Below are 25,907 nucleotides of genomic sequence, written 5' to 3'. Positions count from 1 at the left end.
TGAAGCGCGACGGCGCAGGTTTTCCCGCTCCGGGACGGGGCTGGAGAGGCGACCGGCGCGTCCGCCGAGGAGGCCTGCCGGGCGGCGGAGCTTTCGGGGGATCGCATTGGCCGCCGCACCGCGAAAGCGGCTTGGAGGCGGCGGCCGGCTGGGCTATAGTTCACATGTGAACCAAGCAGGATAGCTGGTCCAGGGAGGATATGATGGGCTTCAGAAAACCAGTCGAGACGGCCCTGTCGGCCGCGATCATCGGGCTGTCGGCCCTGGCATGGGCGGCGCCGGCGGCAGCGCAGGACGTCACCGGGGTCTGGCTGCGCGACACCGGCGCGTCGAAGGTCCGCTTCACCCGCTGCGGGGACGCGCTCTGCGGGACCTTGTCCTGGCTGAAGGACCCGTCCGGTCCGGCCAAGGTCGGCCAGCGCATCTTCTACGACATGAAGCCGGCGGGCCCGGGCAAATGGAGCGGCAGCGCCTTCAATCCGGAGGATGGCAAAACCTATTCCGGCACGATGACGCTGTCGGGCGACGGGCTGACCACCTCGGGCTGCGTGCTGGGCGGGCTGATCTGCCGCTCGGTGCAATGGGCGCGGTCGAACTGAGCGCGGTGATGTGACCGGCAGCGGCGCCGAGAGCGCCCGCCGCCGGTCACGGTCTACCGGTCACGCCGGATCAGCGGGCCTTCTGGCCGAACAGCACCGCATGTTCCTCGGGGGTACGGATGCCGGCGGGATTGCGCAGCTCGGCCGCGACGGCGAGCCCGGCCGCCACTGCCGGACGGGCCAGCATGCGCTCGATCCAGGCCTCGACATGCGGGAACTGCTTGATGTCCTGGCCCTGCTTCTCCCAGCCGCGCGCCCAGCCGATGCAGGCCATGTCGGCGATGGAATAGGCGCCGCAGATATAGTCGCGGCCGGCGAGACGCCGGTTCAGCACGCCGTAGAGGCGGTTGGCCTCGTTGGTGTAGCGGTCGATCGCATAGGGGACCTGTTCCGGCGCGTAGAGGCGGAAATGATGCGTCTGCCCCAGCATCGGGCCGAAACCGCCCATCTGCCACATCAGCCATTCATCGACCTCGACGCGGCCGCGCTCGTCCTGCGGGTAGAACTTCCCGGTCTTGCGCCCGAGATATTGCAGGATCGCCCCGGATTCGAAGACCGAGATCGGCTGCCCGTCCGGCCCTTCGGGATCGATGATCGCGGGCATGCGGTTATTGGGCGAGAAGGCCAGGAATTCCGGCTTGAACTGATCGCCCTTGCCGATGTTCACGGGGTGCACGGTGTAGGGCAGCCCGCACTCCTCCAGCATGATGGTGATCTTCCAGCCATTCGGCGTGGGCCAGTAATACAGCTCGATCGGCTTGGTCTGGCTGGTCGTCATGATGCAGATCCTGTCGCGGTTGCAAGGCAGCGCAGATGTAGGCCGGCTCGGCGCGCGCCGGAAGGGCGGCCCGATGCGTGGCGCGCAGACTCTCGATGTCGTGAGCGAAGCCCGCGGGCGCAGCGCCGCCGCCGCCGCCTCTTGTCAAACGGCTCGGACCCGGCCGAGACTGCGCGCCGGCCGAGCGAGGCGAGTTTCGCCGTGACTGCGGCGGCCGCGACGAGGACATGCCCATGCGCCCCATTTTGCTGATCACCGCCTGCCTCATGGCTCTCTCCCTGCCCGCGGCGGCGCAGACCGCCGGCAATCCGCTGCAGCCCCGCCCCGGCGCCACCGCTCCGGCGGCATCGGCCAAGGAGAATGCGACGACGGAGGCGGCCAAGCCGAAGCGGCCGCGCTCGGAGGCGCAGCTGAAGAACGACAACCGCCTGCGCGCCTGCGGCGCCGAATGGCGCGCCAACAAGGCCAAGCTGACGGCGCAGGGCTATAACTGGATCAAATATTCCGGCGAGTGCCGCAAGCGGCTGGCCGCCCAGGGGCGCTGAACCGCGCCGCCCGGCTTCAGATCACGATCTTGAAGCCTTCATGGCTCTGGTCGAAGCCGAGATTGCGGTAGAAGCGATGGGCGTCGCTGCGGCATTTGTTCGAGCTCAGCTCGACCAGCTCCGCCCCTTCCGCCTTGGCGAAGGCCAAAGCGTGGCGAATCATGATCGCGCCGATGCCCATGCCCCGGCATTCCGGCGCGACATGCACGCTCTCGAATTTCGCGCGCTTGCGGCCGCGGGCCGCGATGCCCGGGATCAACGTGACCTGATAGGTGCCGACCACCTCGCCGCCGCGCTCCGCGACGAAGAGCGTGCTCTCGGGGCTCGCCGCGACCTCGTCGAAGGCGCGCTCATAGTCCGGCAGAGCCGCTTCGGCCGCGACCTCCTCGGCGGTCAGCGACTGCGTCGCCGAGCCCATCAGGATCAGGCTGGCGATGCGCCGCACATCCTCCCGCCGCGCGACCCTCAGGGTGATCTCGGCCTCGTCGACCGGCTTAGCCATCATGCATGCTCCTGCCCGTTCCCGGCGCGGCTCTAGCAGAAGCGCCCGGCGGCGGGAATGGCCGGGCTCATTCGGCGAAGAGGCGCTTGGCCATCAGCAGCGTGTTGGGCGTGTCTTCGCGGCCGTCGAAGCGCGCCTGCCGCTGCAGCGCGAAGCCCATGCGCTCATAGAAGGCGATGGCCGGCTCGTTCTGGCTCTCGACCTCGAGGCGCGCCACCGGCGCATGCGGGAAGCAGGCGAGCGTCACCTGCAGCAGGGTGCGGCCGATTCCCACCCCCTGGCGCGCGGGCAGGACGTAGAGCCTGGTCAGCAGCGCCGCGCGGTCCCGCTCCAGCCGCGCCGAGGCGGTGGCGATGATCTCGTCGCCGATCAGGCCGACCAGGAAGATCTCGCCGCGCGCGAGCTGCGCCTGGAGATTGTCCAGCGAATGCCAGGCATTGGTGATCTCCGCCACGCGCCGCCAGCCATAGATGCCGTCATAGGTGGCGTGCCAGGTCTCGACCAAAAGGGCGCGGACCGCCGGCAGATCGGCGGCTTCGGCGTCCCGGATGATCAGACCCGCTGCGCTCACTCGATCCCCAGCCTGGCCTTCAGGATCTCGTTCAGGGCCTGCGGATTGGCCTTGCCGCCGGAGGCCTTCATCGCCTGGCCGACGAACCAGCCGAGCATGGTCGGCTTGGCCTTGACCTGCTCGACCTTGTCGGGATTGGCGGCGATCAGCTCGTCCACCGCCTTTTCGATCGCGGCGGTGTCGGTGACCTGCTTCATGCCGCGGCTCTCGACGATGGAGCGGGGATCGCCACCCTCGGTCCAGAGGATCTCGAACAGATCCTTGGCGATGCGCCCGGAGATCACCCCCTCGCCGATCAGATCGACCAGCCCGCCGAGCTGGGCGGCGGAGACCGGCGAGGCCGCGATCTCGCGGCCCTCCTTGTTCAACCGCCCGAACAGCTCGTTGATCACCCAATTGGCCGCGGCCTTGCCGTCGCGTCCCTTGGCCACCGCCTCGAAATAATCGGCCTGTTCGCGCTCCGCGACCAGCACCGCGGCATCATAGGGCGAGAGCCCGTATTCGGCGATGAAACGGGCCTTCTTGGCGTCCGGCAGCTCCGGCAGCGCCGCCTTCAGCGCCGCGACGAAGGCATCGTCGAATTCCAGCGGCAGCAGGTCCGGATCCGGGAAGTAGCGATAATCATGCGCCTCCTCCTTGGAGCGCATCGAGCGCGTCTCGCCCTTGCCGGGGTCGTAGAGGCGGGTCTCCTGGTCGATGGTGCCGCCATCCTCGAGGATGCCGATCTGGCGACGGGCCTCGACCTCGACCGCCTGGCCGATGAAGCGGATGGAATTGACGTTCTTGATCTCGCAGCGCGTGCCTAGCCCCTCGCCCGGACGCCGGACCGAGACGTTGACGTCCGCGCGGAGATTGCCCTTCTCCATGTCGCCGTCGCAGGTGCCGAGATAGCGCAGGATGGTGCGCAGCTTCGTGACATAGGCGCGCGCCTCCTCCGCCGAGCGCAGATCGGGCTTGGAGACGATCTCCATCAGCGCGACGCCGGAGCGGTTGAGATCGACGAAGCTCATCGTCGGATGCTGGTCGTGGATCGACTTGCCGGCATCCTGCTCGAGATGCAGCCGCTCGACGCCGACGGTGATCTGCTCGGTCGGCGAGAGATCGACGACGATCTCGCCCTCGCCGACGATCGGGCTCTTGTACTGGCTGATCTGGTAGCCCTGCGGCAGGTCGGGATAAAAATAGTTCTTCCGGTCGAAGACCGAGCGCTTGTTGATCCGCGCGTTGAGCCCGAGCCCGGTGCGCACCGCCTGCCGCACGCATTCGGCGTTGATCACCGGCAGCATGCCGGGCATCGCCGCATCGACGAGGCTGACATTGTCGTTGGGCTCGGAGCCGAAGGTGGTGGAGGCCCCGGAGAACAGCTTGGCGTTGGAGGTGACCTGCGCATGGATTTCCATGCCGATGACCACTTCCCAATCCCCGGTCGCGCCCTTGAGCAGCTTCTTGGGGTCGGCAGGGCGAACATGCGCGTTCATGTGAGCTTCCAGTCCTGAGCGAAACCCGGCGGCTCCCGCTCCGGACCGGAGATCGGGACCGCCGGAATTCGATCCAATCGGTTCCGTCTTCGGTTACGACCTCGCGACGCCCCGGGCAAGCGCCTGTTGCTATCCTGTCACCTTTCGGCAGCTATTGGGCTATTGGGAACGTGAATGCGGTCACTGTCGAGTGATGGATCTTGACAATCGTCACTTGCCGCCCTTTGTACGCTGTCACGCCGCGATTTCGTCGAATTGACGCGGCTTTAGGCTCCGGAGTTATCCTATGACACATCGCCGCGCCGCGGGCTTCGCTCTCGCCGCCGCCTCTGGCGCATTCCTGCTGGGCGCCCCGCTGGCGCTCGCCCAGGGTGCGCCGCCGGCGCCTCCCGTCCAGGTCGCCGCGCCGCTGGCGAAGACGGTGGCGAATTGGGACGAGTATACCGGGCGCTTCGAGGCGAGCGAGCAGGTCGAGATCCGGGCCCGCGTCTCGGGCTTCATCGAGTCACTGCATTTCCAGGACGGCGCGCTGGTGCAGAAGGGCGATCTGCTCTTCACCATCGACCAGCGCCCCTACAAGCTGGCCGTCGATGTCGCCAGGGCCGATCTGGCGCGCGCCAAGGCGCAGGTCGAGCTGTCGCAGAACGAGGTCGAGCGGGCCGAGGGCCTGACGCAGAACCGCACGATCACGGCGCGCGACGTCGACCAGCGGCGCGCCAATCTCAACAGCGCGCTGGGAACGCAGCAGGCGGCCGAGGCCAATCTGAAGACGGCCGAGCTCAATCTCGAATGGACGCAGGTCCGCGCGCCTCTGGCGGGACGCATCTCGAGCCGGCGCGTCGATCCGGGCAATCTGATCGCCGGCGGCCAGTCGGGCGCGACGCTGCTCACCACCATCGTCGCCGTCGACCCGATCTACTTCACCTTCGACGCGTCGGAGGCGGATTTCCTGCGCTATTCCCGGCGCTCGCCACGCAACGGCACGGTCAGCCCGGAGAACGGGACGCCGGCCGAGGTGCGCCTCGCCGATGAGCGGGAGTGGAAGCGCCGCGGCAAGATCGACTTCGTCGACAATGCCCTGAACGCGCGCTCGGGCACCATCCGGCAGCGCGTCGTCTTCCCGAACAAGGACCAGTTCCTGACGCCCGGCACCTTCGGCCGGCTGCGCGTCTTCGCCGGCGAGAGCCCGGCGCTGCTGGTTCCGGATGATTCCATCGTCTCGGACCAGGCCAGCAAGATCGTGCTGACGGTCGGGCCGGAGAACAAGGTGGTGCCGAAGCCGGTGACGCTCGGCCAGATGAGCGACGGGTTGCGCGTCGTCACCAACGGGCTGGCGCCCGGCGACAAGGTGATCATCGGCGGCCTCGCCAACCCGATGGTGCGCCCAGGCGCGCCGGTGACGCCGCAGCCGGCCGAGATCAAGCCGCCCGCCGGCAACTGAGCCCAGCGCGACGGCGCGCCAGCCGCGCCGTCATCTTCTTCCCGCCGTCAGGCCAGGACACGACATGTTCCGCTTCGCGCATTTCTTCATCGACCGGCCGATCTTCGCGACCGTGCTGTCGGTGCTCCTCACCATCGCGGGCGCCATTGCGCAGCGCGGCCTGCCGATCGCCGAATATCCCGAGATCGCGCCGCCGACCGTCTCGATCACCGCGACCTATCCGGGCGCCTCGGCCGAGGTCGTGGCCGCGACGGTGGCGACGCCGATCGAGCAGGAGGTGAACGGCGTCGACGACATGCTCTACATCAACTCGCAATCGACCGGCGACGGGCGGGTGACGATCAACGTCGTGTTCAAGGCCGGCGTCGATGTCGACCAGGCGCAGGTGCTCGTCCAGAACCGCGTCTCGGCGGCGGAGCCCAGGCTGCCGCAGGAGGTGAGGCAGCTCGGCATCCAGACGCGCAAGGCCTCCCCCGATCTGATGATGGTCATCAACATGATCTCGCCGGACGGGTCGCGCGATGCGCAATATCTCTCCAACTACGCGACGCTCTATGTGAAGGACGTGCTGACCCGCGTCGAAGGCGTCGGCAACGTCCAGGTCTTCGGCGCCCGCGATTTCGCGATGCGCATCTGGCTCGATCCCGCCAAGGTCGCCTCGCGCAACCTGACCGCGGGCGACGTCGTCGCCGCTTTGCGCGCCGCCAACGTCCAGGTCGCGGCCGGTGCGATCAACCAGCCGCCGGCGCAGTCTCAGGGCGCTTTCCAGCTGTCGGTGAACACGCTCGGCCGCCTGACCGACATCGCGGAGTTCGAGAACATCGTCGTGCGCGCCGAGCCCGATGGCGGCACCATCCGTGTGCGCGACATCGCCCGCGTCGAGCTCGGCTCGCAGGACTACACCACCAACGCCTATCTCGATAACAAGGACGCGGTCGCCATCGGCATCTTCCAGCGGCCGGGATCGAACGCGCTCGCCACCTCCGACGCGCTGATCGCGACGATGAAGGCGCAGGCGCGGGATTTCCCCTCCGGCGTCGAATACCGCATCATCTACAACCCGACCGAATTCATCTCGGAATCGGTCAGCGCCGTGGTGACGACGCTGATCGAGGCGGTGGCGCTCGTCGTCATCGTCGTCATCCTGTTCCTGCAGACCTGGCGGGCGGCGATCATCCCGATCGTGGCCATTCCGGTGTCGCTCGTCGGTACCTTCCTGGTGATGAGCGCGGTCGGCATCTCCTTCAACACCATCTCGCTGCTGGCGCTGGTTCTGGCGATCGGCATCGTCGTGGACGACGCGATCGTGGTGGTGGAGAATGTCGAGCGCTATCTGGCGCAGGGCCTGTCGCCCAAGGAGGCCGCGCACAAGACCATGGACGAGGTCGGCGGCGCGCTGGTCGCGATCGCCCTCGTGCTCTGCGCGGTGTTCATCCCCACGGCCTTCATCAGCGGGCTGCAGGGCACCTTCTACCAGCAATTCGCCGTGACCATCGCGGCCTCGACGGCGATTTCCGCCTTCGTCTCGCTGACCCTGTCGCCGGCGATGTCGGCGATCCTGCTCAAGCCGCACAGCCATGAGGAGCCGAAGGGCTTCTTCGGGGCGATCGGCGCGCCGGTGCGCTGGTTCTTCCGCGGCTTCAACGCCGCCTTCGACTGGCTCTCGCGCGCCTATGGCGCCGTGACCGCGCGGTTCATCCGCTTCTCGGTGCTGCTGCTGCTGGTCTATGCCGCGCTGATCGCGGTCACCGGCCAGCGCCTGACCGCGACGCCGACCGGCCTGGTGCCGCAGCTCGACCGCGGCTATTTCATCGCCGCGCTGCAGCTGCCGCCGGGCGCGTCCCTGCCCCGTACCGACGCGGTGATCCGTCGCGCGACCGATGTCGTGCTGTCGCGGCCGGGCGTCGCCCATGCCGTCGCTTTCGCCGGGCTCGACGGCGCGACCTTCACCATCGCGCCCAATTCCGGCGTGGTCTTCGTGACGCTGAAGCCCTTCGTCGACCGCGAAAAGGAAGGGCTGACGACGCAGGGCATCCTGAACGATCTGCGCCAGCAGATGTTCGCGATCAGCGAGGCCTTCGCCCTCGTGATCGAGCCGCCGGCCGTGCCGGGCATCGGCAGCGGCGGCGGCCTCAAGGGCTATGTGCAGGATCGCAGCGGCCGCGGCCTGGCGGCGCTCGAAGGCGCGACCTGGATCGTCGCCGGCTCGGCGGGACAGGTCCCCGGCATCCAGCAGCCCTTCACGCTGTTCTCGACGAAGACGCCGCAGGTCTTCGCCGATATCGACCGCACCAAGGCCGAGATGCTGGGCGTGCCGATCACCCGGATCTTCGAGACGCTCTCGGTCTATATGGGCTCGGCCTATATCAACGACTTCAACCTGCTCGGGCGGACCTACCGGGTGACGGCGCAGGCCGACAACCCCTACCGGCTCGATCTGCGCGACGTCGCGGATCTGAAGACCCGCAACGCCTCGGGCGAGATGGTGCCGATCGGCTCCGTCGCCTCCTTCTCCAACACCACCGGCGCCTATCGCGTGCCGCGCTACAACCTCTATCCCGCAGCCGAGGTGCAGCTCTCGATGGCGCGCGGCTATTCGACCGGCCAGGGCATCGCGGCGGTGGAGAAGATCGCGGCGGAGCGGCTGCCTTCCGGCTTCGGCTTCGAATGGACGGAGATCGCCCTGCAGGAGAAGCTCGCGGGCAATACGGCGATCCTCGCCTTCGGCCTCGCCGTGGTCTTCGTCTTCCTGCTGCTGGCGGCGCTCTACGAGAGCTGGCTGCTGCCGCTGGCGGTGATCATGATCGTGCCGATGTGCATTCTCGCCGCGATGATCGGGGTGAATTCGCAGGAGCTCGACCGCAACGTGCTGGTCGATATCGGCCTCGTGGTGCTCGTCGGCCTCGCCGCCAAGAACGCGATCCTGATCGTCGAATTCGCACGCCAGGCGGAGGATGAGGGCATGACGGCGCGCGAGGCTGCGGTGGCCGCCGCGAAGACGCGCCTGCGGCCGATCCTGATGACTTCGCTCGCCTTCATCCTCGGCGTGCTGCCGCTCGCCATCGCGACGGGGGCCGGCGCCGAAATGCGCCAGTCCATGGGCGTGGCCGTGTTCTCCGGGATGATCGGCGTGACGCTGTTCGGCCTGCTGTTCACGCCGGTGTTCTATGTGGTGGTGCGCTGGCTCGGGCGGCTCGGCCGGCGCGAGCAGCCGGTGAAGAAGACCGAACCGGCCGCGGCGGCGCATTGAGCCGCCGCTGAAAAATACTGCGCCGCGGAAAGCTGGCGCAGTGAGCTGACTGACCGGGTAAGCGGACGGCCCCTGCCCCGCTTCACTCGCGCGATCGGACGAGGCCGCCTTGGCGCGGCGGCGAGCGGCAGGGCGCCGGCAGGAGCCGGGGCGCGGGATCCTAGGCTCGCAGTTTGGCCTATCGAGAGCCTATTGGCGGGCCCCTCAGGCCCACCAGCGCTCGGTCACCGGGAAGCGGCCGGCCGCCTGCTCGATCACTTCGCCCAGCGCGAACAGGGTTTCCTCGTCGAAGGGGCGGCCGATCAGCTGCAGGCCGAGCGGCAACCCCTGGCTGTCGAGCCCCGCCGGCACCGCGATGCCGGGCAGGCCGGCCATGTTCACGGTGACGGTGAAGATGTCGTTGAGGTACATCTCGACCGGATCGGCCGAGCCCTTCTCGCCGATGCCGAAGGCGGCGGAGGGGGTCGCCGGCGTCAGCACCGCATCGATGCCGGCCGCATAGGCATCGTCGAAATCCCGCTTGATCAGGGTCCGGACCTTCTGCGCGCGCAGGTAATAGGCGTCGTAATAGCCGGCGGAGAGGACATAGGTGCCGATCATGATGCGGCGCTTGACCTCGGCGCCGAAACCCGCCGCCCGCGTCTTCTCATACATCTCGACGATGTCGCGACCCTGTTCGCGCAAGCCGTAGCGGACGCCGTCATAGCGGGCGAGGTTGGAGGAGGCCTCGGCGGGCGCGACGATGTAATAGGCCGGCAGGGCGTATTTCGTGTGAGGCAGCGAGATCTCGACGATCTCGGCGCCGGCCGCCCTCAGCCAGTCGATGCCCCGCTGCCAGAGCGCGTCGATCTCGGGATTGAGCCCGTCCAGCCGGTACTCCTTCGGGATGCCGATCTTCATGCCCTTGACCGAGCGGCCGATCGCCTTCTCGTAATCGGGCACCGCCCTGTCGACGGAGGTGGTGTCCTTCGGGTCATGGCCGGCCATCGAGCGCAGCATCACCGCGCAATCGCGGACGCTCTTGCCGATCGGCCCGGCCTGGTCGAGCGAGGAGGCGAAGGCGACGATGCCCCAGCGCGAGCAGCGGCCATAAGTCGGCTTGATGCCGACCGTGCCGGTGAAGGCGGCAGGCTGGCGGATCGAGCCGCCGGTGTCGGTCGCGGTCGCCGCGAGGCAGAGATGCGCCGCGACGGCCGAGGCGGAGCCGCCCGAGGAGCCGCCGGGCACCAGGTGATTGCCCTCGATCGCATTGGCCGCGCCAGCCCCGACATTCGAGCCCTTGCGCCGCCACGGATTGACGACATTGCCGAAGGCCGAGGTCTCGTTCGAGGAGCCCATCGCGAATTCGTCGTTGTTGAGCTTGCCGAGCATCACCGCCCCGTCCCGCCAGAGCTGGCTGGAGACGGTGGATTCATAGGGCGGCACGAAATCGCCGAGGATCTTCGAGCAGGCGGTGGTGCGCACGCCCTCTGTCGCGAAGAGATCCTTGATGCCGAGCGGCAGCCCCTCCAGCGGTCCGGCCTCGCCCTTCGCCAGCCTGGCATCGGAGGCGGCGGCCTGTTTCAGCGCCTGTTCGGGCGTTTCCAGCACATAGGCGTTGAGCGCCCGCGCCTGCTCCACCGCGGCGATATGGGCCTGCGCCAGTTCCGTCGCGGAAAAGCTCTTGGCCGTCAGCCCGTCGCGGGCTTCGGTGAGGGTCAGGCGGGTCAGATCGGTCACGGGCTCAATTCCGGATGAAGGCTGTCGGCGGGAGGTCGGGACGGAGGCGGGTGGCGGGCCTCTATTCGATCACCTTCGGCACCATGAAGTAATTATCCTCGGCCGCCGGCGCGTTGGCGACGATGCGGGCGGCGATGCCGCCATCGCTGACCACATCCTCGCGCTGCTTCATCGCCATCGGCGTGACGGAGGTCATCGGCTCGACCCCGGTGACGTCGACCTCGTTCAACTGCTCGACGAAGCCGAGAATCGCGTTGAGCTCGCCTTGCAGCTTCGGCAGATCGGCCTCCGGAACGGCAATGCGCGCGAGATGCGCGACGCGCTTGACGGTGGCGAGATCGACCGACATGGCGGACTCCTGGATGGGGGGCGCGGGGCGCGCCGCTGGCTGCTCAGGGCTATAAGGTGAGGACAGGCCGCTCGCAAGGATCGCGGGCGGCAGGCGCGTGGCAGGCGCGCCGGCGCCTCAGAGGCTCAGCGCCTCGCCCTTGCGCGGCACCATCGCCTTCACGCTGCTGCCGGACAGCCCGGCTAGGAAGGCCTCCGGCCCGGCATCGACCAGCGGGAACGAGCCGTAATGGCAGGGGATCGCGATCTCCGGCTTGACGAAGCGCGTCATCGCCAGCGCCGCCACCTTGCCGCCCATGGTGAAGCGGTCGCCGATCGGGCAGATGCAGATGTCGACGCCGTGGATCTCGCTGATCAGCTCCATGCCCGGGAAGATGTCGGTATCGCCCATATGCCAGAGCGTCTTCTCGCCCGCGGCCTTGATGATCGCGCCATTGGCGTTGCCGAGGGGGAAGCCGACCCCGGCCTCGACCAGACCCGCGGAATGGTCCGCCCGCACCAGGCTGACGCTGAAGGCGCCGCAATCGACCGTGCCGCCGGTGTTCATCGGCTCGTAGGATGTCAGCCCCTTGGCGGCGAGATACATGCAGAGGTCGTAATTGGTGACGACCGTCGCCCCCGTCGCCTCGGCGAGGGTCAGCGAGTCGCCGATGTGATCGCCATGGCCATGGGTGATGACGATATGGCTGATCCCCCGGGAGGCCTCTGCGATATCGCCCTCGAATGCCGGGTTGCCGGTGAAGAACGGGTCGATCAGCAGGGAGGTCCCGGCGAGATCGATGCGGAAGGCGGAGTGGCCGAACCAGGTGAGCTTCATGGAGATCTCCGGAGCGAGGGGCGACTGCCGCTCCCTATAGACCAAGCCGGGGCGAAAGGCAGGGCCATCGACTGCTCCGAGCTCGCGCCGCGGCTGAAACGGTCGACAATCGCCGGCCCGCCATGCAGATTTCAGCCCCCGACAGGATGATGCCGATGATCGACGCCGCCACCCTCTCCCGCCGCATCGCCCAGGGCCGCGGCGACGAGCCCGCCGATCTCGTGATCCGCGGCGCGAGGCTGCTCGATCTCCTGACGGGCGCGCTGGTCGAGAGCGATATCGCCCTGTGCGGGGATGTCGTCGTCGGCACGCATGGCCGCTATCAGGGCCGCCGCGAGCATGATGCGCGCGGGCTGATCGCTGTGCCGGGTTTCATCGACACGCATCTCCATGTCGAATCCTCGCTGGTGACGCCCTTCGAATTCGAGCGCTGCGTGCTGCCGCACGGCGTCACCACGGCGATCTGCGATCCGCATGAGATCGCCAATGTGCTGGGGATCGAGGGCATCGCCTATTTCCTGCGCTGCGCCGAGGCGATGCGCATGGATCTGCGGGTGCAATTGTCGAGCTGCGTGCCGGCAACGCATCTGGAGACGGCCGGCGCCGCGCTGGAAGCGGCCGATCTCGTCGCCCTGATGCATCACCCCAAGGTGATCGGCCTCGCCGAATTCATGAATTTCCCAGGGGTTCTCCATCGCGATCCCGGCTGCCTCGCCAAGCTCGAGGCGTTTTCCGAGCGTCCGATCGATGGGCACGCGCCGCTCCTGCGCGGGCTCGACCTCAACGGCTATCTCGCGGCCGGCATCCGGACCGATCACGAGACCACCAGCCCCGATGAAGCCCGCGAGAAGCTGATGAAGGGCATGGCGATCCTGATCCGCGAGGGTTCGGTCTCGAAGGATCTGCATCAGCTCATCCCGCTGATCTCGCGCGATGCCTCGGCCTTCCTCGCCTTCTGCACCGATGACCGCAACCCGCTCGACATCGGCGAAGAGGGGCATCTCGATTTCATGATCCGCACCGCGATCGCGAACGGGGCCGATCCGCTGGCGACCTACCGGATCGCCAGCCACTCCGCCGCCCGCCTGTTCGGCCTCACCGATCGCGGCTTCATCGGGCCGGGCAAGCGCGCCGACATCGTGCTGGTCGAGGATCTCGCCTCCTGTTCGGTGAAGCAGGTGTTCTGCGCCGGCAGGCTGGTCGAGGACGCGCTCTTCGCGGACCGGGTGCCGGTTGCGCCGGTCGGGCTCGGCAGCGTCAGGAGCCGCCGTCTGGCCGAGGCCGATTTCCGATGCGAGGCGCGCGACGGCGAGACCCCCGTCATCGGCGTGGTGCCGGGGCGGATCATCACCGAGCGCCTGGCCATGCAGCTGCCGGCCCGGGACGGCATCGCCCTGCCCGATCTCGCCCGGGACGTGATCCGCGTCAGCGTGATCGAGCGCCATGGCCGGCATGGCGGCAGCGCCAGCGGCTTCGTCCATGGCTTCGGCATGAAGCATGGGGCGATCGCCTCCTCGGTCGGCCATGACAGCCACAATCTCTGCGTGGTCGGCGTGGACGAGGCCTCGATGGCGGCCGCCGCGAACCGGCTGATCGAGATCGGCGGCGGCTTCGCCGTGGCCGATGCCGGCGCGGTGGTGGCGGAGCTCGCCTTGCCGATCGCCGGGCTGATGAGCGACCGGCCTTTCGAAACCGTCCGCCATGATCTGGAGGCGCTGCGGGCCGCCGCGAAGGGGCTCGGCGTCGTTCTGGCCGAGCCCTTCCTGCAGGTCGCCTTCCTGACGCTGCCGGTCATCCCGCATCTCAAGATCACCGACCGCGGCCTGGTCGATGTCGATGCCTTCGCCTTCGTCTGAGCGGGCCGCGATCCCAGAGGGCCGCTGAAAGCGGCGTCTCGGGGTGTCGGCAGCGCCTGAACGGCGATCTCAGTCCGAAAGAAGTTCGGCAGGCATGTCAATGCCTTCGGCGCGCGCCTTGGCACGCAGAGTCAGGCGCCTGACCCCCGGCAGCCGCGTGCCCTCCTGCTCCTCGATCGCATGGGCGAGGACCCGCATGCGCTCGTCGAACCAGTTGCCGCCCATCGCGGCGGGGTCGATCGCCAGGATCAGCTGGCCGGTATCGGGCGGCCCGCCCTTGTCGTCGATGAAGGACGAGGCCTGGAAGCCGAAATGCGCCCCGACCAGCGCCGCCGACAGGATCTCGACCATCATCGCCAAAGTCGCGCCCTTGGCATCGCCGAGCGGCACCATCGTCCCGGCCAGCGCCGCGGCCGCATCGGTGGTCGGCTTGCCGTCGACATCCAGCGCCCAGCCCTCGGGGATGGGTTGCCCCTTCTGCCGGGCGGCGACGATCGGCCCGCGCGCGACCTTCGACAGCGCCATGTCGATAACGACCGGCTCCCGCCCCGCCAGCGGCGCGGCGAAGGCGATCGGATTGGTGCCGAAGACCGGTTTCGAGCCGCCCCAGGGCGCGATCGCACCGGGCGTATTGGCGAAGAGCAGCGCGACCAGCCCCTGCTCGGCCAGTCTCTCGACATGCAGGCCGGCCGCCCCGCAATGGCTGGAGCGCCGGATCGGCGCGGCCATCACGCCCTGCTCGCGGACCAGCTCCGGCAATTCGACGATGGCGAGGTCGATCGCCGGATAGGCGAAGCCGTGCGCGGCATCGATCGCCAGCACGCCGGGCTTCGGGCGCGTCGCCTTCGGCACCGCCTGCCCGTCGATCTTGCCGGCCTTCAGCATGGCGAGATAGGTCGGCACCCGCGACAGGCCGTGACCCTTGAGCCCATCGGCCTCGGCCATGACCAGCGCCCAGGCGACGGATGCGGAATTGGCCGCCGAGGCCCCGGCGGCCGCGAAGAGCTCGGTCAATCGCGCTTCCGCGCGCTCGAACGACACCTGCGTCATAGCCTGCCCTCCAGCGCCGCGATCACCCGATCGGCGACCAGGCCGGAGACGCGCCCGTTGGATTCCACCGTGTTGCCGGCGATATGCGGCGTCAGGATCAGGTTCGGCGTGTCCTTGAACAGCTTGGCGCCCTCGCGCAGCGGCTCCTCGGCGAAGACGTCGAGGGCGGCGCCACCCAACCTACCGGCCTTCAGCGCCGCGACCAGCGCCTCCTCGTCCATGACCCCGCCGCGGGCGGCGTTCACCAGCACCGCATCCGGCTTCATCTTCGCGAAGGCCTCCTTGCCGATCAGCCCCTTGGTTTCCGGCGTCAGCGGCAGATGAATGCTGATGACGTCGGCATTGGACAGGACGCCGTCGAGTTCGAGCCGCTCCGTCGCGTGCCAGGCCTTGTCGTCGGCCGCGACGTAAGGATCATAGGCGATCACGCTCATGCCGAGCGCGCGGGCGTGATGGGCGGTGTCTCGGGCGATGGCGCCGAAGCCGATCAGCCCCAGCGTCTTGCCCGCGATCTCGCGGCCGATCAGCCTGGTCTTGGGGAATTCCCCGGCCAGCATCGCGGCATTGGAGAAATAGGCGCCGCGCAGCAGCACCATGGCGCTGCAGATCACATATTCCACCACCGAGAGGCTGTTGGCGCCGGTCGCCGGGAAGACCTTGATGCCGCGGGCGGCGCAGGCCTCCATATCGATATTGTCGAGGCCGACGCCGAGGCGGCCGACGACCTTCAGCGCCTTTGCCGCCTCCAGCACGGCGCCGCGCACCTGAGTCTGGTTGCGCACGATCAGGGCCGGCGCCTCGGCGAGATGCCGCGCCAGCTCGTCGGGCTTGGCGAAGAGCTCGGGATCGTGATGCACGCTGTAGCGCGCCCGCAGCGCCGCCACCGCAGCCTCGTCCATGAATTCGGTGATGACGATATCGGCCATGATCAGCGTGCTCCAGAGGGTTGCGGTCAGCCCAGCGCGAGCAGGCTGCCGGTGACGACGACCAGGATGACGAGGCTCGTGCCGGTGACCAGCAGCAGATGCCGCCAGCCGAGCCTCGCCATCGCGCCGATGGAGGTGCCGAGCCCCAACGCCGCGATGGCGACGAGCAGGCCCCAGCGCGAGATCTCCAGCAGCAGGTCGCGAAGGGGGCCATAGGTGCCAGCCAGGGAGGGCAGTGTCGAGAGCAGGCTGTTGGCCAGGCACAGCACCAGGAACATGATGGCGAAGACCGGCACCGGCACCTTCGCCTTGCCGGAGACGTCGGCATCGGCGCCGTCCCGGACCAGCCACCAGCCGACGATGAGCACCGCCGGCAGCAGCAGGAAGACGCGGAACAGCTTGACGATGATCGCCGCATTGGCGGCCTCGATCGAGACCGCCTGCCCCGCCCCGACGACCTGGGCCACGTCATGGATGGTGGCGCCCAGCATCACGCCGGTCTGCGCCTGCGTCAGGCCGAGCCAGACGCAGAGCAAGGGGTAGAACAGCATCGCCAGCGTCGACAGCGCGTTCATGGCGATCACGGTGAAGGCGACGTCGGCGGCCTTGCTGCGATAATCCGGGACGACGGTCGCGGTCGCCAGGGCGGCCGAGGCGCCGCAGACCGCGGTCGCGACGCCGGCGAGCGCGCCCATGCCGGTCTCGCGGCCGAGAAAGCGCGCCAGCACGAAGCCGGATGCGACGGTGGCGGCCATCGACGCGATGACGATCAGCGCGGTCGTCAGGCCGAGCGCGACGATGTCGCCGAGCGCGACGCGCAGACCGAGCAGCGCGATCGCCCAGCGCAGCATCTTCTTGACGCAGAACACCATGCCCGGCTGGAAGCGCTGCCTGTTGGCCAGCGGGTGCAGCAGCATGCCGAAGATCAGCGCGATCACCACGGCCGGGAGGCCGAACCGCCCGCCCGCGGCCGCCTTCACGGCGGGTTCGGCCAGAGCGGCCGCGACCGCGACGACGACGGACAGGGCGACACCGTCGACAAGCGGACGGATCACGCCCGGGCGGGCGGAAATGGCGGTGGACACGACGGCGCTCCGAAGGCTCGGGCACCGGCGCGGCTCAGCCCCGGGCCCCGTGACGCGCGGCGGCTCGCCGCGCGTCGTCGACGTTAGGTCAGGTCAGGCCGAGCGATAGAGCTTGGTCATCGAGAATTCGCGATGGCCCAGCGCCTCGGCCGCGGTCAGGCGGCCATTGGCCGTGCGCACGATCGTCTGGATCAGCGCGTCGCCCGCCTGCGGGATCGTCATGTCGCGGCGCAGGATGCCGGAGACGTCGACGTCGATATGCTCCGGCATGGTGCGCATCGTCTTGGGATTGCCGGTGATCTTGATGACCGGGACGATCGGATTGCCGATGACGTTGCCCTGGCCGGTCGGGAAGGTGTGCACGACATAGCCGCCCGCCGCCATCAGGGTCACGCATTCCGCCGCGGCGGAGGAGGTGTCCATGTAATACAGGCCCGGACCCTTGGTCGGCGCTTCCGCCGGCTGCAGGATGTCGATGTATTTGCACTCGCGGCCGATCTTCTCGAGATTGCCGAGCGCCTTCTCCTCGATCGTGGTCAGGCCGCCGGCGATGTTGCCCTTGGTCGGCTGCGAATCCGAGAGATCATCGGTCTTGTGGGCCTCGATCACGTCGTCCTGATAGGCCTTCCACATCTTGTACCAGCGCTCGCCGACTTCCGGCGTGGCGGCGCGGGCCTTGCAGAGATGCTCGGCGCCGGTGATCTCGGAGGTCTCGCCGAAGACGCCGTAGACGCCGCGCGGGATCCATTTGTCATACATGTTGCCGACGGTCGGGCAGGAGGACAGGCCCGTGGTGGTGTCGGACTCGCCGCATTTGGTCGAGACCCAGAGCTCCTCGATGCCGCATTTCTCGCGCTGCAGCTCGGTCGCCCACTGCACGAATTCCTTGGCGACATAGGAGGCCTTGGCGATGGTGGCGATGTCGCCATGGCCCTCGATGCCGAAGCCGACCACGGGCTTGCCGGTCTTGGCGATGCCGTCGACGACGCGCTTGGTCCAGCCATCCTCGATGCCGATGACGACGACGGCCGCGACGTTCGGGTTCGATCCGGTGCCGATCAGCGTCCGGAAATGCAGCTCGAGATCCTCGCCGAACTGCAGGCGGCCATAGGCGTGCGGGATCGCCAGCGTGCCCTTGACGTTGTTGGCGACGGCCTCGCAGGCGGCGTTGGAGAGATCGTCCAGCGGCAGCAGCAGCACATGGTTGCGCACGCCGACACGGCCGTTCTCACGGCGCCAGCCGACGAAGGAATCGAGGCTGCGGCCGGAGGGGCGCTTGATCATCGGGGCCTTGAATTCGGGCGCCTCGATCTTGCGGCCCTTGATCCGGCCGAGCTTGCCCTTCACGAGATCGAAATTCGCGACGATCGACATGGTTCAGGTCCTTTCAGAGGAATTGGGCTCGACCGCTCGGGGAGCCCGGAGAATGGGGAAGCCGACCCTCTAGGCGGGGCGGCGCGGGCTCACCAGCGCTTGGTCTTGGCGTTGTGGACGTGCAGGTGCTCGCCCTGCTTCACATCCGCCCGGGCCTGGCCGATGTCCTGGCCGTATTTCCAGATCGTCTCGCCCTTCTTGATGTCCTTGAGCGCGACCTTGTGGCCGATCGGGATGTCCATCTTGGCGGTGAGGCGGAAGTCGGAATTGTCGTGCGTGACGACGCACAGCATGTCGGTGCCGGCCTTGAGACCCTCGACGACGACGACGCCGACGGTGTCCTTCTTCTCGTGCACCAGGAGGTGGGGCTTGCTCATGGGTGTCTCCTCTCAGCGATCTCGTGTCCGGCAGCCAAAACAGGACTCGACCGGCCTTGCGAACAGTCTTATATAAGACACATGACTGAGCACAAGCTCGAATTTGCAGCGCGGCCAGATCAGGCCGCCGGAGCCGAAATTCTGGGGTTCCGCCCGCTTTACCGGCAGGTGAAGGCGATTTTCGTCCGCCGACTCGTCGAGGGCGTGTGGGCGCCCGGCATGGCGCTGCCCAGCGAGGGCCAGCTCGCGAGCGAGATCGGCGTCAGCCAGGGCACGGTCCGCAAGGCGCTGGACGAGCTGGCGGCCGAGAACCTGCTGGTCCGCCGCCAGGGCCGCGGCACCTTCGTCGCCGAGCATGACGAGCGGCGCATCCTGTTCCAATTCTTCAAGCTGGTGCCCGATGACGGCATCCCCCGCTTTCCCGACAGCCGGGTGATCGGCATCGCCGGCGGCGGCGCCGATCCGCGCGAGCGGCAGGCGCTGGAGCTCGGGGAGACAGAGCCGGTCCTGCGCATCAGGCGCATCCGCTCGCTCGGCACCTCGCCGCTGGTGCTGGAGACGATCGTCCTGCCGGCGCGCATCGTGCCCGGGCTAGAGGACGGGCCGGTGCCGAACAATCTCTACAGCCTGTTCGCGACCCGCTACGGCATCACCGTCGCCCATGCGCGCGAGCGGCTGAAGGCGGTGGCGCTCGACGCCGAGCAGGCCGGGCATCTCGGCGTCGCGCCCGGCACCCCTGCCCTGGCGATCGACCGGATCGCGCTCTCGCTCGACGGTTCGCCGGTCGAGCTGCGCACCAGCCTGTGCCTGACCCAGGAGGCGCATTATTTGTCCGATCTGCGCTGAGGCGCGGCGGGCCGATTTCACCCACCCGAAGCCGACACAGAGCGGCATTTTTCAACGACGGAGGAAGACGCATGAGCATCACGAGACGAGCCGCCCTTGCCGGGCTGATGGCATTGGGGCTCTCCACGCCCGCGATGGCGCAGGCCTATCCGACCAAGCCGATCACGATCATCGTGTCCTTCGCGGCCGGCGGCCCCAGCGACGTGATCGCCCGGCTGCTCGGCGAGCAGATGAGCAAGACGCTCGGCCAGCCGATCCTGATCGAGAACGTCGCCGGCGCCGGCGGCACGGCCGGGGCCAAGCGCCTGGCCGCGGCGGAGCCGGACGGGCACACGCTGCTGATCCACCATCTCGCGCTGGCGGCGGCGCCGGCCCTCTATGGCAATCTCGGCTACAACACCAAGACCGATTTCGCGGCCATCGGCCTCGTCAATACCGGCCCGATGGTCATCGCCAGCAAGCTCGCCTTGCCGCCGCAGGATGCCAAGGCCTTCTTCCCCTATATCAAGCAGAATGCCGAGAAGCTGACGATCGCCCATGCCGGCGTCGGCTCCAATTCGCATCTCTGCGCGGTGCTGATGTCGCAGCAGCTCGGTGCGAAATTCACCCAGGTGGCCTATCGCGGCACCGGCCCGGCGATGAATGATCTCGTCGGCGGCCAGATCGACATCCTCTGCGACCAGTCGACCTCGGCGATCCCGCAGATCCAGGGCCAGAAGATCCGCGCCTATGCGGTGACCTCCGCCGAGCGCCTCGACGTCCTGCCCGAGACGCCGACGATGACCGAGGCCGGTGCCAAGCTCGACATGACGATCTGGCACGGGCTCTACGCGCCCAAGGCGACGCCGGCCGCGGTGCTCGACAAGCTCAACGCTGCCCTGCGCGAGGCGTTGAAGCAGCCTGCGGTGCAGGAGCGCTTCAAGGCCTTCGGCACCAGCACCTTCCCGGAGGCGCAATGGACCCGCGAGGCGCATGCCAAGCTCTTCGCCGAGGAAATCGAGAAATGGGCGCAGTCGCTCGCGGCTGCGGGCATCAAGCCGCAGGGCTGATCGAATCGAGACCATGCGCCGCTCGCCCCGGGCGGCGGCGCATGCTAGGCCCTCTGCCATGTCCAGCAATCTCGTGCCGCTCGAAGCCTTTCTCGCCCTGCCCGATCACGCCAGGCTGCTCGGGCTGGACCTCGGCACCAAGACCATCGGCCTCGCCCTGTCGGATGTCGAACGGCAGATCGCGACACCGCTCGAGACCATCAAGCGGGTCAAGTTCGGGCTCGATGCCGCGCAGCTTCTGAAGATCGCGGCGCAGCATCAGGTGGCCGGGCTGGTGATCGGGCTGCCGCTCAACATGGACGGGACGGAGGGTCCGCGCGTGCAGTCCACGCGCGCCTTCGTGCGCAATCTGGTGCCACTGACGCCGCTGCCGATCGCCTTCTGGGACGAACGCATGTCGACCCTGGCGGTGACCCGCACCCTGCTCTTCGCCGATGCGTCGCGGGCCAAGCGTGCGGCCGTGGTCGACAAGATGGCCGCCGCCTACATCCTCCAGGGCGCGCTCGACAGGCTGATGCGGATGGAGCCGCCTCAGCCCGAGATCGCCGATGCCGAGCAGGAGACCATCCCGCTCAAGGAATGACGTAGCCGCGCTTGATCGCCTTCTTCTGCGCTTCGCGATGGTTCTTGATCGCCTGCTTGCGCTCCTCGAGCGACATGCCCGCCATCGGATCATTCGAGCGCATTTGCTGCCGCGAACCATAGCCGCGCCGGTCGTCATAGCCGCGGTCATAGCCGCGCTCATAACGGCTCGGACGCTCGTAGCCGCGCTCATAGCCACGCGAATAGCCGCGATCGTAACCGCGGCGGTAGCCGTCATCGAAATATTGCGCCGCTGCGCCGGCCGCTCCGAACATCGAAACCGCCACGCTCGCCAGACCGACGAGCCAGATCCGCTGAACCATCCCTGCCCCCCATGACACCGGCCGCGCCGCCCGCGGCGGAATCGGCCCCTATCCCGGGTATATCACTCTCCTATGGTTAACGAAGCATCGCCGGCTGCGACATCGACGCCGCAGGCCGGCGGTGCGAGTTCACCGATCAGTTGTTCGGGTTGCCGTAGCGCCCCTCATTGCCCGGCTGAACCGGCACTGCGTAGCTGCCATAGGGGCCGGGCTGCATCCGATAGGCATTGCCGCCGGGGATATTGCGGCCGGGATTGACGATCACCGGCCCGCGGGCCTGGCCGCGCGGCGCGTAATACTCCCGGCTCGGAGCGCGGCCATAGCGCGGCCCGCGGTCGTAGCGGCGGTCATAGCGCTCATATCGGCCATAGCCGTCATAGCGATCATAGCCGCGCCAGCCATATTGCGCTGCGGCGGGCTGAGCCGAGGCCAGCGCGGCGAGAGCCAGGCTCGCGCAGCCCAGCAGGAGCCCTGTCATACGTTTCATGGTCGCTACCTTCCGGCCGCAGCACGGCCTGTTGAATGGAATGCGTGATCCTGCGTCCGCCGCAGGGCTCAGCGCCCGCCGCGCGCCGGATCCGGCGCCCCGCGATAGGTGTCGGCATAGGGTCCGCGGCGCCGCGGATAGGGCGCGACCGGCACCTCGTAGACCGGCGCATAACCATAGCCATAGGCATAGGGCTCCGGCTCGACATAGACCGGTTCGGCATAGCCGTAGCCATAGCCATAGGCGGGCTGGCTCGCCGCCACCGCCGCGCCGAGCACGCCGAGACCGACCGCACCGGCGACGAAGGCGCCGCGATTGCCGCGCCAGCCGCGGTGGCGATAATAGGAATAATCGGCGGCGGCGGCGTCGAGCCGCTCGGCCTGCGGCGCCGGCAGGGCCTGCGCAGCGGCGGGAGCCGCCCAGACCCCCGCGACCAGCGCGACGATGGCGAGCGAGGCGGCGGGCTTGGCGGTGAAGCGTGTCATAGGATCCTCCGGGTTGAGCGAGGGCTGCGACTGCGCGCATCCTGCAGCGCCTGTCTTGAACCGCCCCTGAACCAATCGCGGCGGCAATGCGGCCATTGCAGACCCCCGTGCCGGCGCTGCGCTTGTGACGCGAGCGGGGCCATGACAGGTACATGAACCTCCCGAACAACGCCGATCTCATCGCGCCGGTTCCACCAGCGCCCCTGCCGACAACCCCTGCGCCATTGATCTCCATGACCGACAGTCTGATCGCCGTTTTTCTCGTCATCGCTACCGGATGGGCGCTCAAGGCCCGCGGAGTGCTGTCGCCCGCGCATTGGCTGGGGGTGGAGCGCCTGACCTATCAGGTGCTGTTCCCGGCGGTGGTCGTCTACACGCTGGCGATGGCCGATCTCGGCCGGCTCCCCGTGCTGGCGATGGGGATGAGCCTGGTCCTGGCGATCCTGATCGTCGCCGGGCTGCTGCTCGCCATCCGCCCGCTGCTGCTGCGGATCGGCATAGACGGGCCGGCCTTCACCTCGATCTTCCAGGGTTCGGTGCGCTGGAACACCTTCGTCGCGCTCGCCCTCGCCGCCGGTCTGAACGGGCGCGAGGGCGCGACGCTGATGGCCATCGCCGTCGCCGCGATGATCCCGGTGCTGAACATCATGTGCGTGCTGGTTCTCGCGCAATTCGCCGCCGGCCAGCGGATGAGCGCGGGGGCGACGCTGCGCTCGATCCTGTTCAACCCCTTCATCTGGTCTTCGGCGCTGGGGCTCGTCCTGAACCAGATGCAGTGGATGATCCCCACCGCCGTCGCCACCTATGTCGACATCATGGGTCGGGCTGCGCTCGGGGTCGGGCTGCTGGTCGTCGGTGCGGGGCTGGATCTGAAGCGCCTGGCGGCGCCCCGCCCCGCGCATGGGCTGGCGCTCGTCCTGAAGCTGATCGTGATGCCGCTGCTGGCCTGGACGCTGGCGCGGCAATTCGGCGTGACCGGAACGGCGCTGACCATGACGGTGATCGCCAGCAGCGTGCCGACGGCGACGGCGGCCTATTTCCTGGCGCGGGATCTCGGCGGCGACGCGCCGCTGATGGCCGAGATTACGACGCTGCAGACGCTGCTGGCGCTCGCCACCCTGCCGCTGATGGTCCTGATGCTGAATTGACCTAGCGGAAAACGTCAGGACGGTTGCCAGGAACTGCGTATGCTCTTATAGGTTGCATGCCGCGCAGCGCCGTATCTCACGTCGTGCTGCTGTGCCAGCCAGAGAACGCAATGCCCGGCAGTAAACCGATGCCCGCTCCCTATGATCGGCCCGCCAATGCGGAGAATGGCGCAGGCCATGCGCTCGTGACGGGACCGCTCCAGGCCGCCGGTCCCCTGCCGGTCACACAACTCTCGGTAGCGTGCTACATCGAATCCATCGCCGCGGAATTGCGCGTGATGGCGATGGCGGTGCGGCTCGACACCCTCGCCTACTTCCTCGAAATGGTCCGGATCGAAGCGTCGGTCCAGGTCGCCGAGCGTGCCGACGGCGTGCTGGGGCAGAGCGACGGCTAGAGCGCCCGGCTGACGGAGCCGCCGGGATGGCGCAGCACCGCGCCGCTCAGTTCCAGCTCGAGCAGCGCCCGGCTGACGTCGCGGGCCGGGCGGGCGCTCGCCCTGACGAGATCGTCGAGCGACAAGGGCGCCAGGCCGATCAGCTCCAGCAGGTCCGGAGGCGGGGCGCTCGCGCTGTCTCCGGCCGCGGCGGGCTCGGCCTGCCGCAGCGGCGGATCGCCGAGGGCGGCCGGCGCCCGTGGGGCCGGCGCGATATCGGGCAGGTCGAGCTCGTCCCAGAGCGGCTCCTCCTCGGCCGGCAGCGCATCCCATAGCTGCGATCCGCGATGCGCGGCGGCGGGATCGGCGGCGAGCAGCGGCGCCAGGGCCTCGATGATGTGAGCGGCCTCCGCACAGAGGATCGCACCTTCGCGGATCAGATGATTCCCGCCTTCGGCGCGCGGATCGAGCGGCGAACCCGGCACCGCGAAGACCAGCCGCCCCTGCTCATTGGCGAAGCGCGCGGTGATGAGCGAGCCCGATTTCCGCGCCGCCTCGACCACCACCGTGCCGAGCGAGAGCCCGGAGACGATGCGGTTGCGCCGCGGGAAATCCCGGCCGCGCGGCACCCAGCCGAGCGGCATCTCGCTGATGGCCGCCCCCTGCTCCTGGAGCCTCGCGAGCAAGGGCAGGTTTTCCGGCGGATAGGGCTGGTCGAGCCCGCCGGCCAGCACGGCGATCGTGCCGCTGCCGAGGCTGGCTTCATGGGCGGCGGTATCGATGCCCCTGGCCAGGCCGGAGGTGATGGCGAAACCGGCCTCGCCGAGTTCGCGCGCCAGCCGGCCGGCGAATTTCAGCCCCGCCGCCGAGGCGTTGCGCGAGCCCACAAGCGCCACGGCGGGCCTGGCCAGAACCTGAGCCTGCCCGATCACGGCGATCAGCGGCGGCGCGGTGTCGATGGCCTGGAGCGCGGTGGGGTAGCCGGCCTCTCCCATGGCGAGGAAGACGCCGCCCAGCCGCTCCAGCGCGACCATCTCCCGCTCGGCCTCGCTCGGGCTGCACAGGCGCAGCCTGCGGCCGGCCTGGCGGGCGATGTCCGGCAGGGCGTCGAGCGCCGCGGCCGCGCCGCCGAACCGGTTCATCAGCGAGCGGAAGGTCCGCGGGCCGACGCTCTCGCTGCGGATCAGCCTGAGCCAATCGAGGCGCTGGCGATCGGTGAGCGCGATCCCGGCCATGGCACTCAGCCCTTCTGCCCGATCTTGCCTTCGGTCCCGGCCAGAAGCCTCGCGATATTGCTCCGGTGCATGATGAACAGCAGCAGCGTGAGCAGCGCCATCGCCAGCGCCATCTGGCGCTCGCCGGCCCAGAACCAGAGCAGCAGTGGCGTCAGCAGGCTCGCCAGCAGCGCCGAGAGCGAGGAATAGCGCGAGAGATAGGCGGTGCTGAGCCAGATCGCGGCGAAGACGATCGCGATGGAGAATTTCAGCCCGATCAGCACGCCGAGATAGGTGGCGACGCCTTTCCCGCCCTTGAAGCGGAGCCAGACCGGGAAGACATGCCCGACGAAGGCGCCGATGCCGGCGAGCACCGCCGCCGATTTGCCGCCGAGCAGATGGAAGCAGAGGATCACCGCCAGCGTGCCCTTGAGCATGTCGCCGGCCAAAGTCAGCGCCGCGAGCTTCTTGTTGCCGGTGCGCAGCACATTGGTCGCGCCGATATTGCCGGAGCCGATGCTGCGCAGATCGGGCCCGCCGGCCAGGCGGGTCAGGATGATGCCGAAGGGTATCGAGCCGAGGAGATAGCCGATCGCCAATGCCGCGGCGACGAGGGCCGGCGGGAGCCCCGTGGTGATCAACTCAGCCATGCGAAACATTCCCCTGCGTCAGCAGGCGACAGC

The 25,907-nt window shown here is 68.5% G+C and carries 27 protein-coding genes; 10 read left to right on the top strand and 17 right to left on the bottom strand.

The window, feature by feature from the left end; genetic code table 11:
- Positions 1-200: 200 nt before the first annotated feature.
- Complete coding sequence (locus tag ASG72_RS13745) at positions 201-599, top strand: DUF2147 domain-containing protein (RefSeq protein ID WP_056713147.1); 399 nt, start codon at positions 201-203, stop codon at positions 597-599.
- 70 nt (positions 600-669) lie between these two features.
- Here ASG72_RS13745 and ASG72_RS13740 read toward each other — a convergent pair whose 3' ends face one another.
- Positions 670-1,377 (bottom strand): glutathione S-transferase N-terminal domain-containing protein, encoded by a 708-nt coding sequence (locus ASG72_RS13740; protein WP_056713145.1) that lies wholly within the window; start codon positions 1,375-1,377, stop codon positions 670-672.
- Positions 1,378-1,610: 233 nt separating this feature from the next.
- On the opposite strand from ASG72_RS13740, the gene ASG72_RS13735 reads away from it, so the two are divergent.
- Positions 1,611-1,922 (top strand): hypothetical protein, encoded by a 312-nt coding sequence (locus tag ASG72_RS13735; protein ID WP_056713143.1) that lies wholly within the window; start codon positions 1,611-1,613, stop codon positions 1,920-1,922.
- 16 nt (positions 1,923-1,938) lie between these two features.
- Here the strand turns inward: ASG72_RS13735 and ASG72_RS13730 are convergent, their stop codons facing one another.
- The 3 genes from ASG72_RS13730 to gatB form a co-directional block, all read right to left on the bottom strand.
- Positions 1,939-2,427 (bottom strand): GNAT family N-acetyltransferase, encoded by a 489-nt coding sequence (locus ASG72_RS13730; RefSeq protein WP_056713141.1) that lies wholly within the window; start codon positions 2,425-2,427, stop codon positions 1,939-1,941.
- A gap of 64 nt (positions 2,428-2,491) precedes the next feature.
- Positions 2,492-2,995 carry a GNAT family N-acetyltransferase gene (locus tag ASG72_RS21045; protein ID WP_056713140.1) on the bottom strand — a complete coding sequence of 168 codons (504 nt, stop codon included), beginning with the start codon at positions 2,993-2,995 and terminating at the stop codon, positions 2,492-2,494.
- Entirely contained in the window at positions 2,992-4,473 is a 1,482-nt protein-coding gene (gene gatB, locus ASG72_RS13720; protein WP_056713138.1) for an Asp-tRNA(Asn)/Glu-tRNA(Gln) amidotransferase subunit GatB, read from the bottom strand. The genes ASG72_RS21045 and gatB overlap by 4 nt, the downstream gene beginning before the upstream one ends.
- 286 nt (positions 4,474-4,759) lie before the next feature.
- Between gatB and ASG72_RS13715 the strand changes: the two genes are divergently transcribed.
- Both ASG72_RS13715 and ASG72_RS13710 read left to right on the top strand, forming a co-directional pair.
- Positions 4,760-5,914: an efflux RND transporter periplasmic adaptor subunit gene (locus ASG72_RS13715; RefSeq protein WP_056713136.1), complete on the top strand. Its 1,155-nt coding sequence runs from the start codon at positions 4,760-4,762 to the stop codon at positions 5,912-5,914.
- 64 nt (positions 5,915-5,978) lie between these two features.
- Complete coding sequence (locus ASG72_RS13710) at positions 5,979-9,164, top strand: multidrug efflux RND transporter permease subunit (RefSeq protein ID WP_056713134.1); 3,186 nt, start codon at positions 5,979-5,981, stop codon at positions 9,162-9,164.
- A 204-nt stretch (positions 9,165-9,368) separates the two neighbouring features.
- Here ASG72_RS13710 and gatA read toward each other — a convergent pair whose 3' ends face one another.
- The 3 genes from gatA to ASG72_RS13695 form a co-directional block, all read right to left on the bottom strand.
- Positions 9,369-10,883 carry an Asp-tRNA(Asn)/Glu-tRNA(Gln) amidotransferase subunit GatA gene (gatA, locus tag ASG72_RS13705; protein WP_056713132.1) on the bottom strand — a complete coding sequence of 505 codons (1,515 nt, stop codon included), beginning with the start codon at positions 10,881-10,883 and terminating at the stop codon, positions 9,369-9,371.
- A 61-nt stretch (positions 10,884-10,944) separates the two neighbouring features.
- The gene (gene gatC / locus ASG72_RS13700; protein ID WP_056713130.1) at positions 10,945-11,232 is read right to left on the bottom strand and encodes an Asp-tRNA(Asn)/Glu-tRNA(Gln) amidotransferase subunit GatC; all 288 of its coding nucleotides are present in this window, start codon (positions 11,230-11,232) and stop codon (positions 10,945-10,947) included.
- A 117-nt stretch (positions 11,233-11,349) separates the two neighbouring features.
- Positions 11,350-12,048 (bottom strand): metal-dependent hydrolase, encoded by a 699-nt coding sequence (locus ASG72_RS13695; RefSeq protein WP_056713128.1) that lies wholly within the window; start codon positions 12,046-12,048, stop codon positions 11,350-11,352.
- Positions 12,049-12,197: 149 nt separating this feature from the next.
- Here ASG72_RS13695 and ade point away from each other — a divergent pair, with 149 nt between their 5' ends.
- Entirely contained in the window at positions 12,198-13,904 is a 1,707-nt protein-coding gene (gene ade, locus ASG72_RS13690; protein ID WP_056714680.1) for an adenine deaminase, read from the top strand.
- A gap of 69 nt (positions 13,905-13,973) precedes the next feature.
- On the opposite strand, the gene ASG72_RS13685 is transcribed toward ade, so the two are convergent.
- The 5 genes from ASG72_RS13685 to ASG72_RS13665 form a co-directional block, all read right to left on the bottom strand.
- The gene (locus ASG72_RS13685; RefSeq protein ID WP_056713126.1) at positions 13,974-14,954 is read right to left on the bottom strand and encodes an Ldh family oxidoreductase; all 981 of its coding nucleotides are present in this window, start codon (positions 14,952-14,954) and stop codon (positions 13,974-13,976) included.
- Positions 14,951-15,880, bottom strand: coding sequence for a hydroxyacid dehydrogenase (locus ASG72_RS13680; RefSeq protein WP_056713124.1), 930 nt, complete (start codon positions 15,878-15,880; stop codon positions 14,951-14,953). The genes ASG72_RS13685 and ASG72_RS13680 overlap by 4 nt, the downstream gene beginning before the upstream one ends.
- A 26-nt stretch (positions 15,881-15,906) precedes the next feature.
- Positions 15,907-16,965: a putative sulfate exporter family transporter gene (locus ASG72_RS13675; RefSeq protein ID WP_244488800.1), complete on the bottom strand. Its 1,059-nt coding sequence runs from the start codon at positions 16,963-16,965 to the stop codon at positions 15,907-15,909.
- Between the two features lie 93 nt (positions 16,966-17,058).
- Complete coding sequence (locus ASG72_RS13670) at positions 17,059-18,249, bottom strand: UxaA family hydrolase (RefSeq protein ID WP_056714671.1); 1,191 nt, start codon at positions 18,247-18,249, stop codon at positions 17,059-17,061.
- Between the two features lie 179 nt (positions 18,250-18,428).
- Positions 18,429-18,716: a UxaA family hydrolase gene (locus ASG72_RS13665; RefSeq protein WP_056713122.1), complete on the bottom strand. Its 288-nt coding sequence runs from the start codon at positions 18,714-18,716 to the stop codon at positions 18,429-18,431.
- Between the two features lie 81 nt (positions 18,717-18,797).
- On the opposite strand from ASG72_RS13665, the gene ASG72_RS13660 reads away from it, so the two are divergent.
- The 3 genes from ASG72_RS13660 to ruvX all read left to right on the top strand — a co-directional run bounded on the left by ASG72_RS13660 (position 18,798) and on the right by ruvX (position 21,194).
- On the top strand, positions 18,798-19,562 hold the full coding sequence (locus ASG72_RS13660; protein ID WP_056713120.1) for a GntR family transcriptional regulator: 765 nt from the start codon (positions 18,798-18,800) through the stop codon (positions 19,560-19,562).
- Positions 19,563-19,633: 71 nt separating this feature from the next.
- On the top strand, positions 19,634-20,611 hold the full coding sequence (locus ASG72_RS13655) for a tripartite tricarboxylate transporter substrate-binding protein (protein ID WP_056713118.1): 978 nt from the start codon (positions 19,634-19,636) through the stop codon (positions 20,609-20,611).
- 58 nt (positions 20,612-20,669) lie between these two features.
- Entirely contained in the window at positions 20,670-21,194 is a 525-nt protein-coding gene (gene ruvX / locus ASG72_RS13650) for a Holliday junction resolvase RuvX (RefSeq protein ID WP_056713116.1), read from the top strand.
- Here ruvX and ASG72_RS13645 read toward each other — a convergent pair.
- The 3 genes from ASG72_RS13645 to ASG72_RS13635 all read right to left on the bottom strand — a co-directional run bounded on the left by ASG72_RS13645 (position 21,184) and on the right by ASG72_RS13635 (position 22,488).
- Positions 21,184-21,516 carry a hypothetical protein gene (locus ASG72_RS13645; protein WP_056713113.1) on the bottom strand — a complete coding sequence of 111 codons (333 nt, stop codon included), beginning with the start codon at positions 21,514-21,516 and terminating at the stop codon, positions 21,184-21,186. The genes ruvX and ASG72_RS13645 overlap by 11 nt on opposite strands.
- Positions 21,517-21,652: 136 nt before the next feature.
- Positions 21,653-22,003 carry a hypothetical protein gene (locus ASG72_RS13640; RefSeq protein ID WP_156395965.1) on the bottom strand — a complete coding sequence of 117 codons (351 nt, stop codon included), beginning with the start codon at positions 22,001-22,003 and terminating at the stop codon, positions 21,653-21,655.
- Between the two features lie 68 nt (positions 22,004-22,071).
- A complete protein-coding gene (locus ASG72_RS13635; RefSeq protein ID WP_056713111.1) occupies positions 22,072-22,488 on the bottom strand; it encodes a hypothetical protein in 417 nt (138 codons plus the stop codon).
- 233 nt (positions 22,489-22,721) lie between these two features.
- Between ASG72_RS13635 and ASG72_RS13630 the strand changes: the two genes are divergently transcribed.
- A complete protein-coding gene (locus ASG72_RS13630) occupies positions 22,722-23,636 on the top strand; it encodes an AEC family transporter (RefSeq protein ID WP_056713110.1) in 915 nt (304 codons plus the stop codon).
- Between the two features lie 128 nt (positions 23,637-23,764).
- Positions 23,765-24,031, top strand: a complete 267-nt coding sequence (locus ASG72_RS13625; RefSeq protein WP_056713109.1) for a hypothetical protein — start codon at positions 23,765-23,767, stop codon at positions 24,029-24,031.
- On the opposite strand, the gene dprA is transcribed toward ASG72_RS13625, so the two are convergent.
- Together dprA and plsY are read right to left on the bottom strand one after the other, a co-directional pair.
- Complete coding sequence (dprA, locus tag ASG72_RS13620) at positions 24,028-25,236, bottom strand: DNA-processing protein DprA (RefSeq protein ID WP_056714668.1); 1,209 nt, start codon at positions 25,234-25,236, stop codon at positions 24,028-24,030. The two genes, ASG72_RS13625 and dprA, sit on opposite strands and share 4 nt — an antisense overlap.
- 14 nt (positions 25,237-25,250) lie before the next feature.
- On the bottom strand, positions 25,251-25,874 hold the full coding sequence (gene plsY, locus ASG72_RS13615; protein ID WP_056713108.1) for a glycerol-3-phosphate 1-O-acyltransferase PlsY: 624 nt from the start codon (positions 25,872-25,874) through the stop codon (positions 25,251-25,253).
- Positions 25,875-25,907: the final 33 nt, after the last annotated feature.

Origin of the sequence: Allobosea sp. Leaf344 (assembly GCF_001426225.1) — a bacterium.
Classification (GTDB): Bacteria; Pseudomonadota; Alphaproteobacteria; order Rhizobiales; family Beijerinckiaceae; genus Allobosea.
This window is presented reverse-complemented; position numbering and strand designations above follow the sequence as displayed.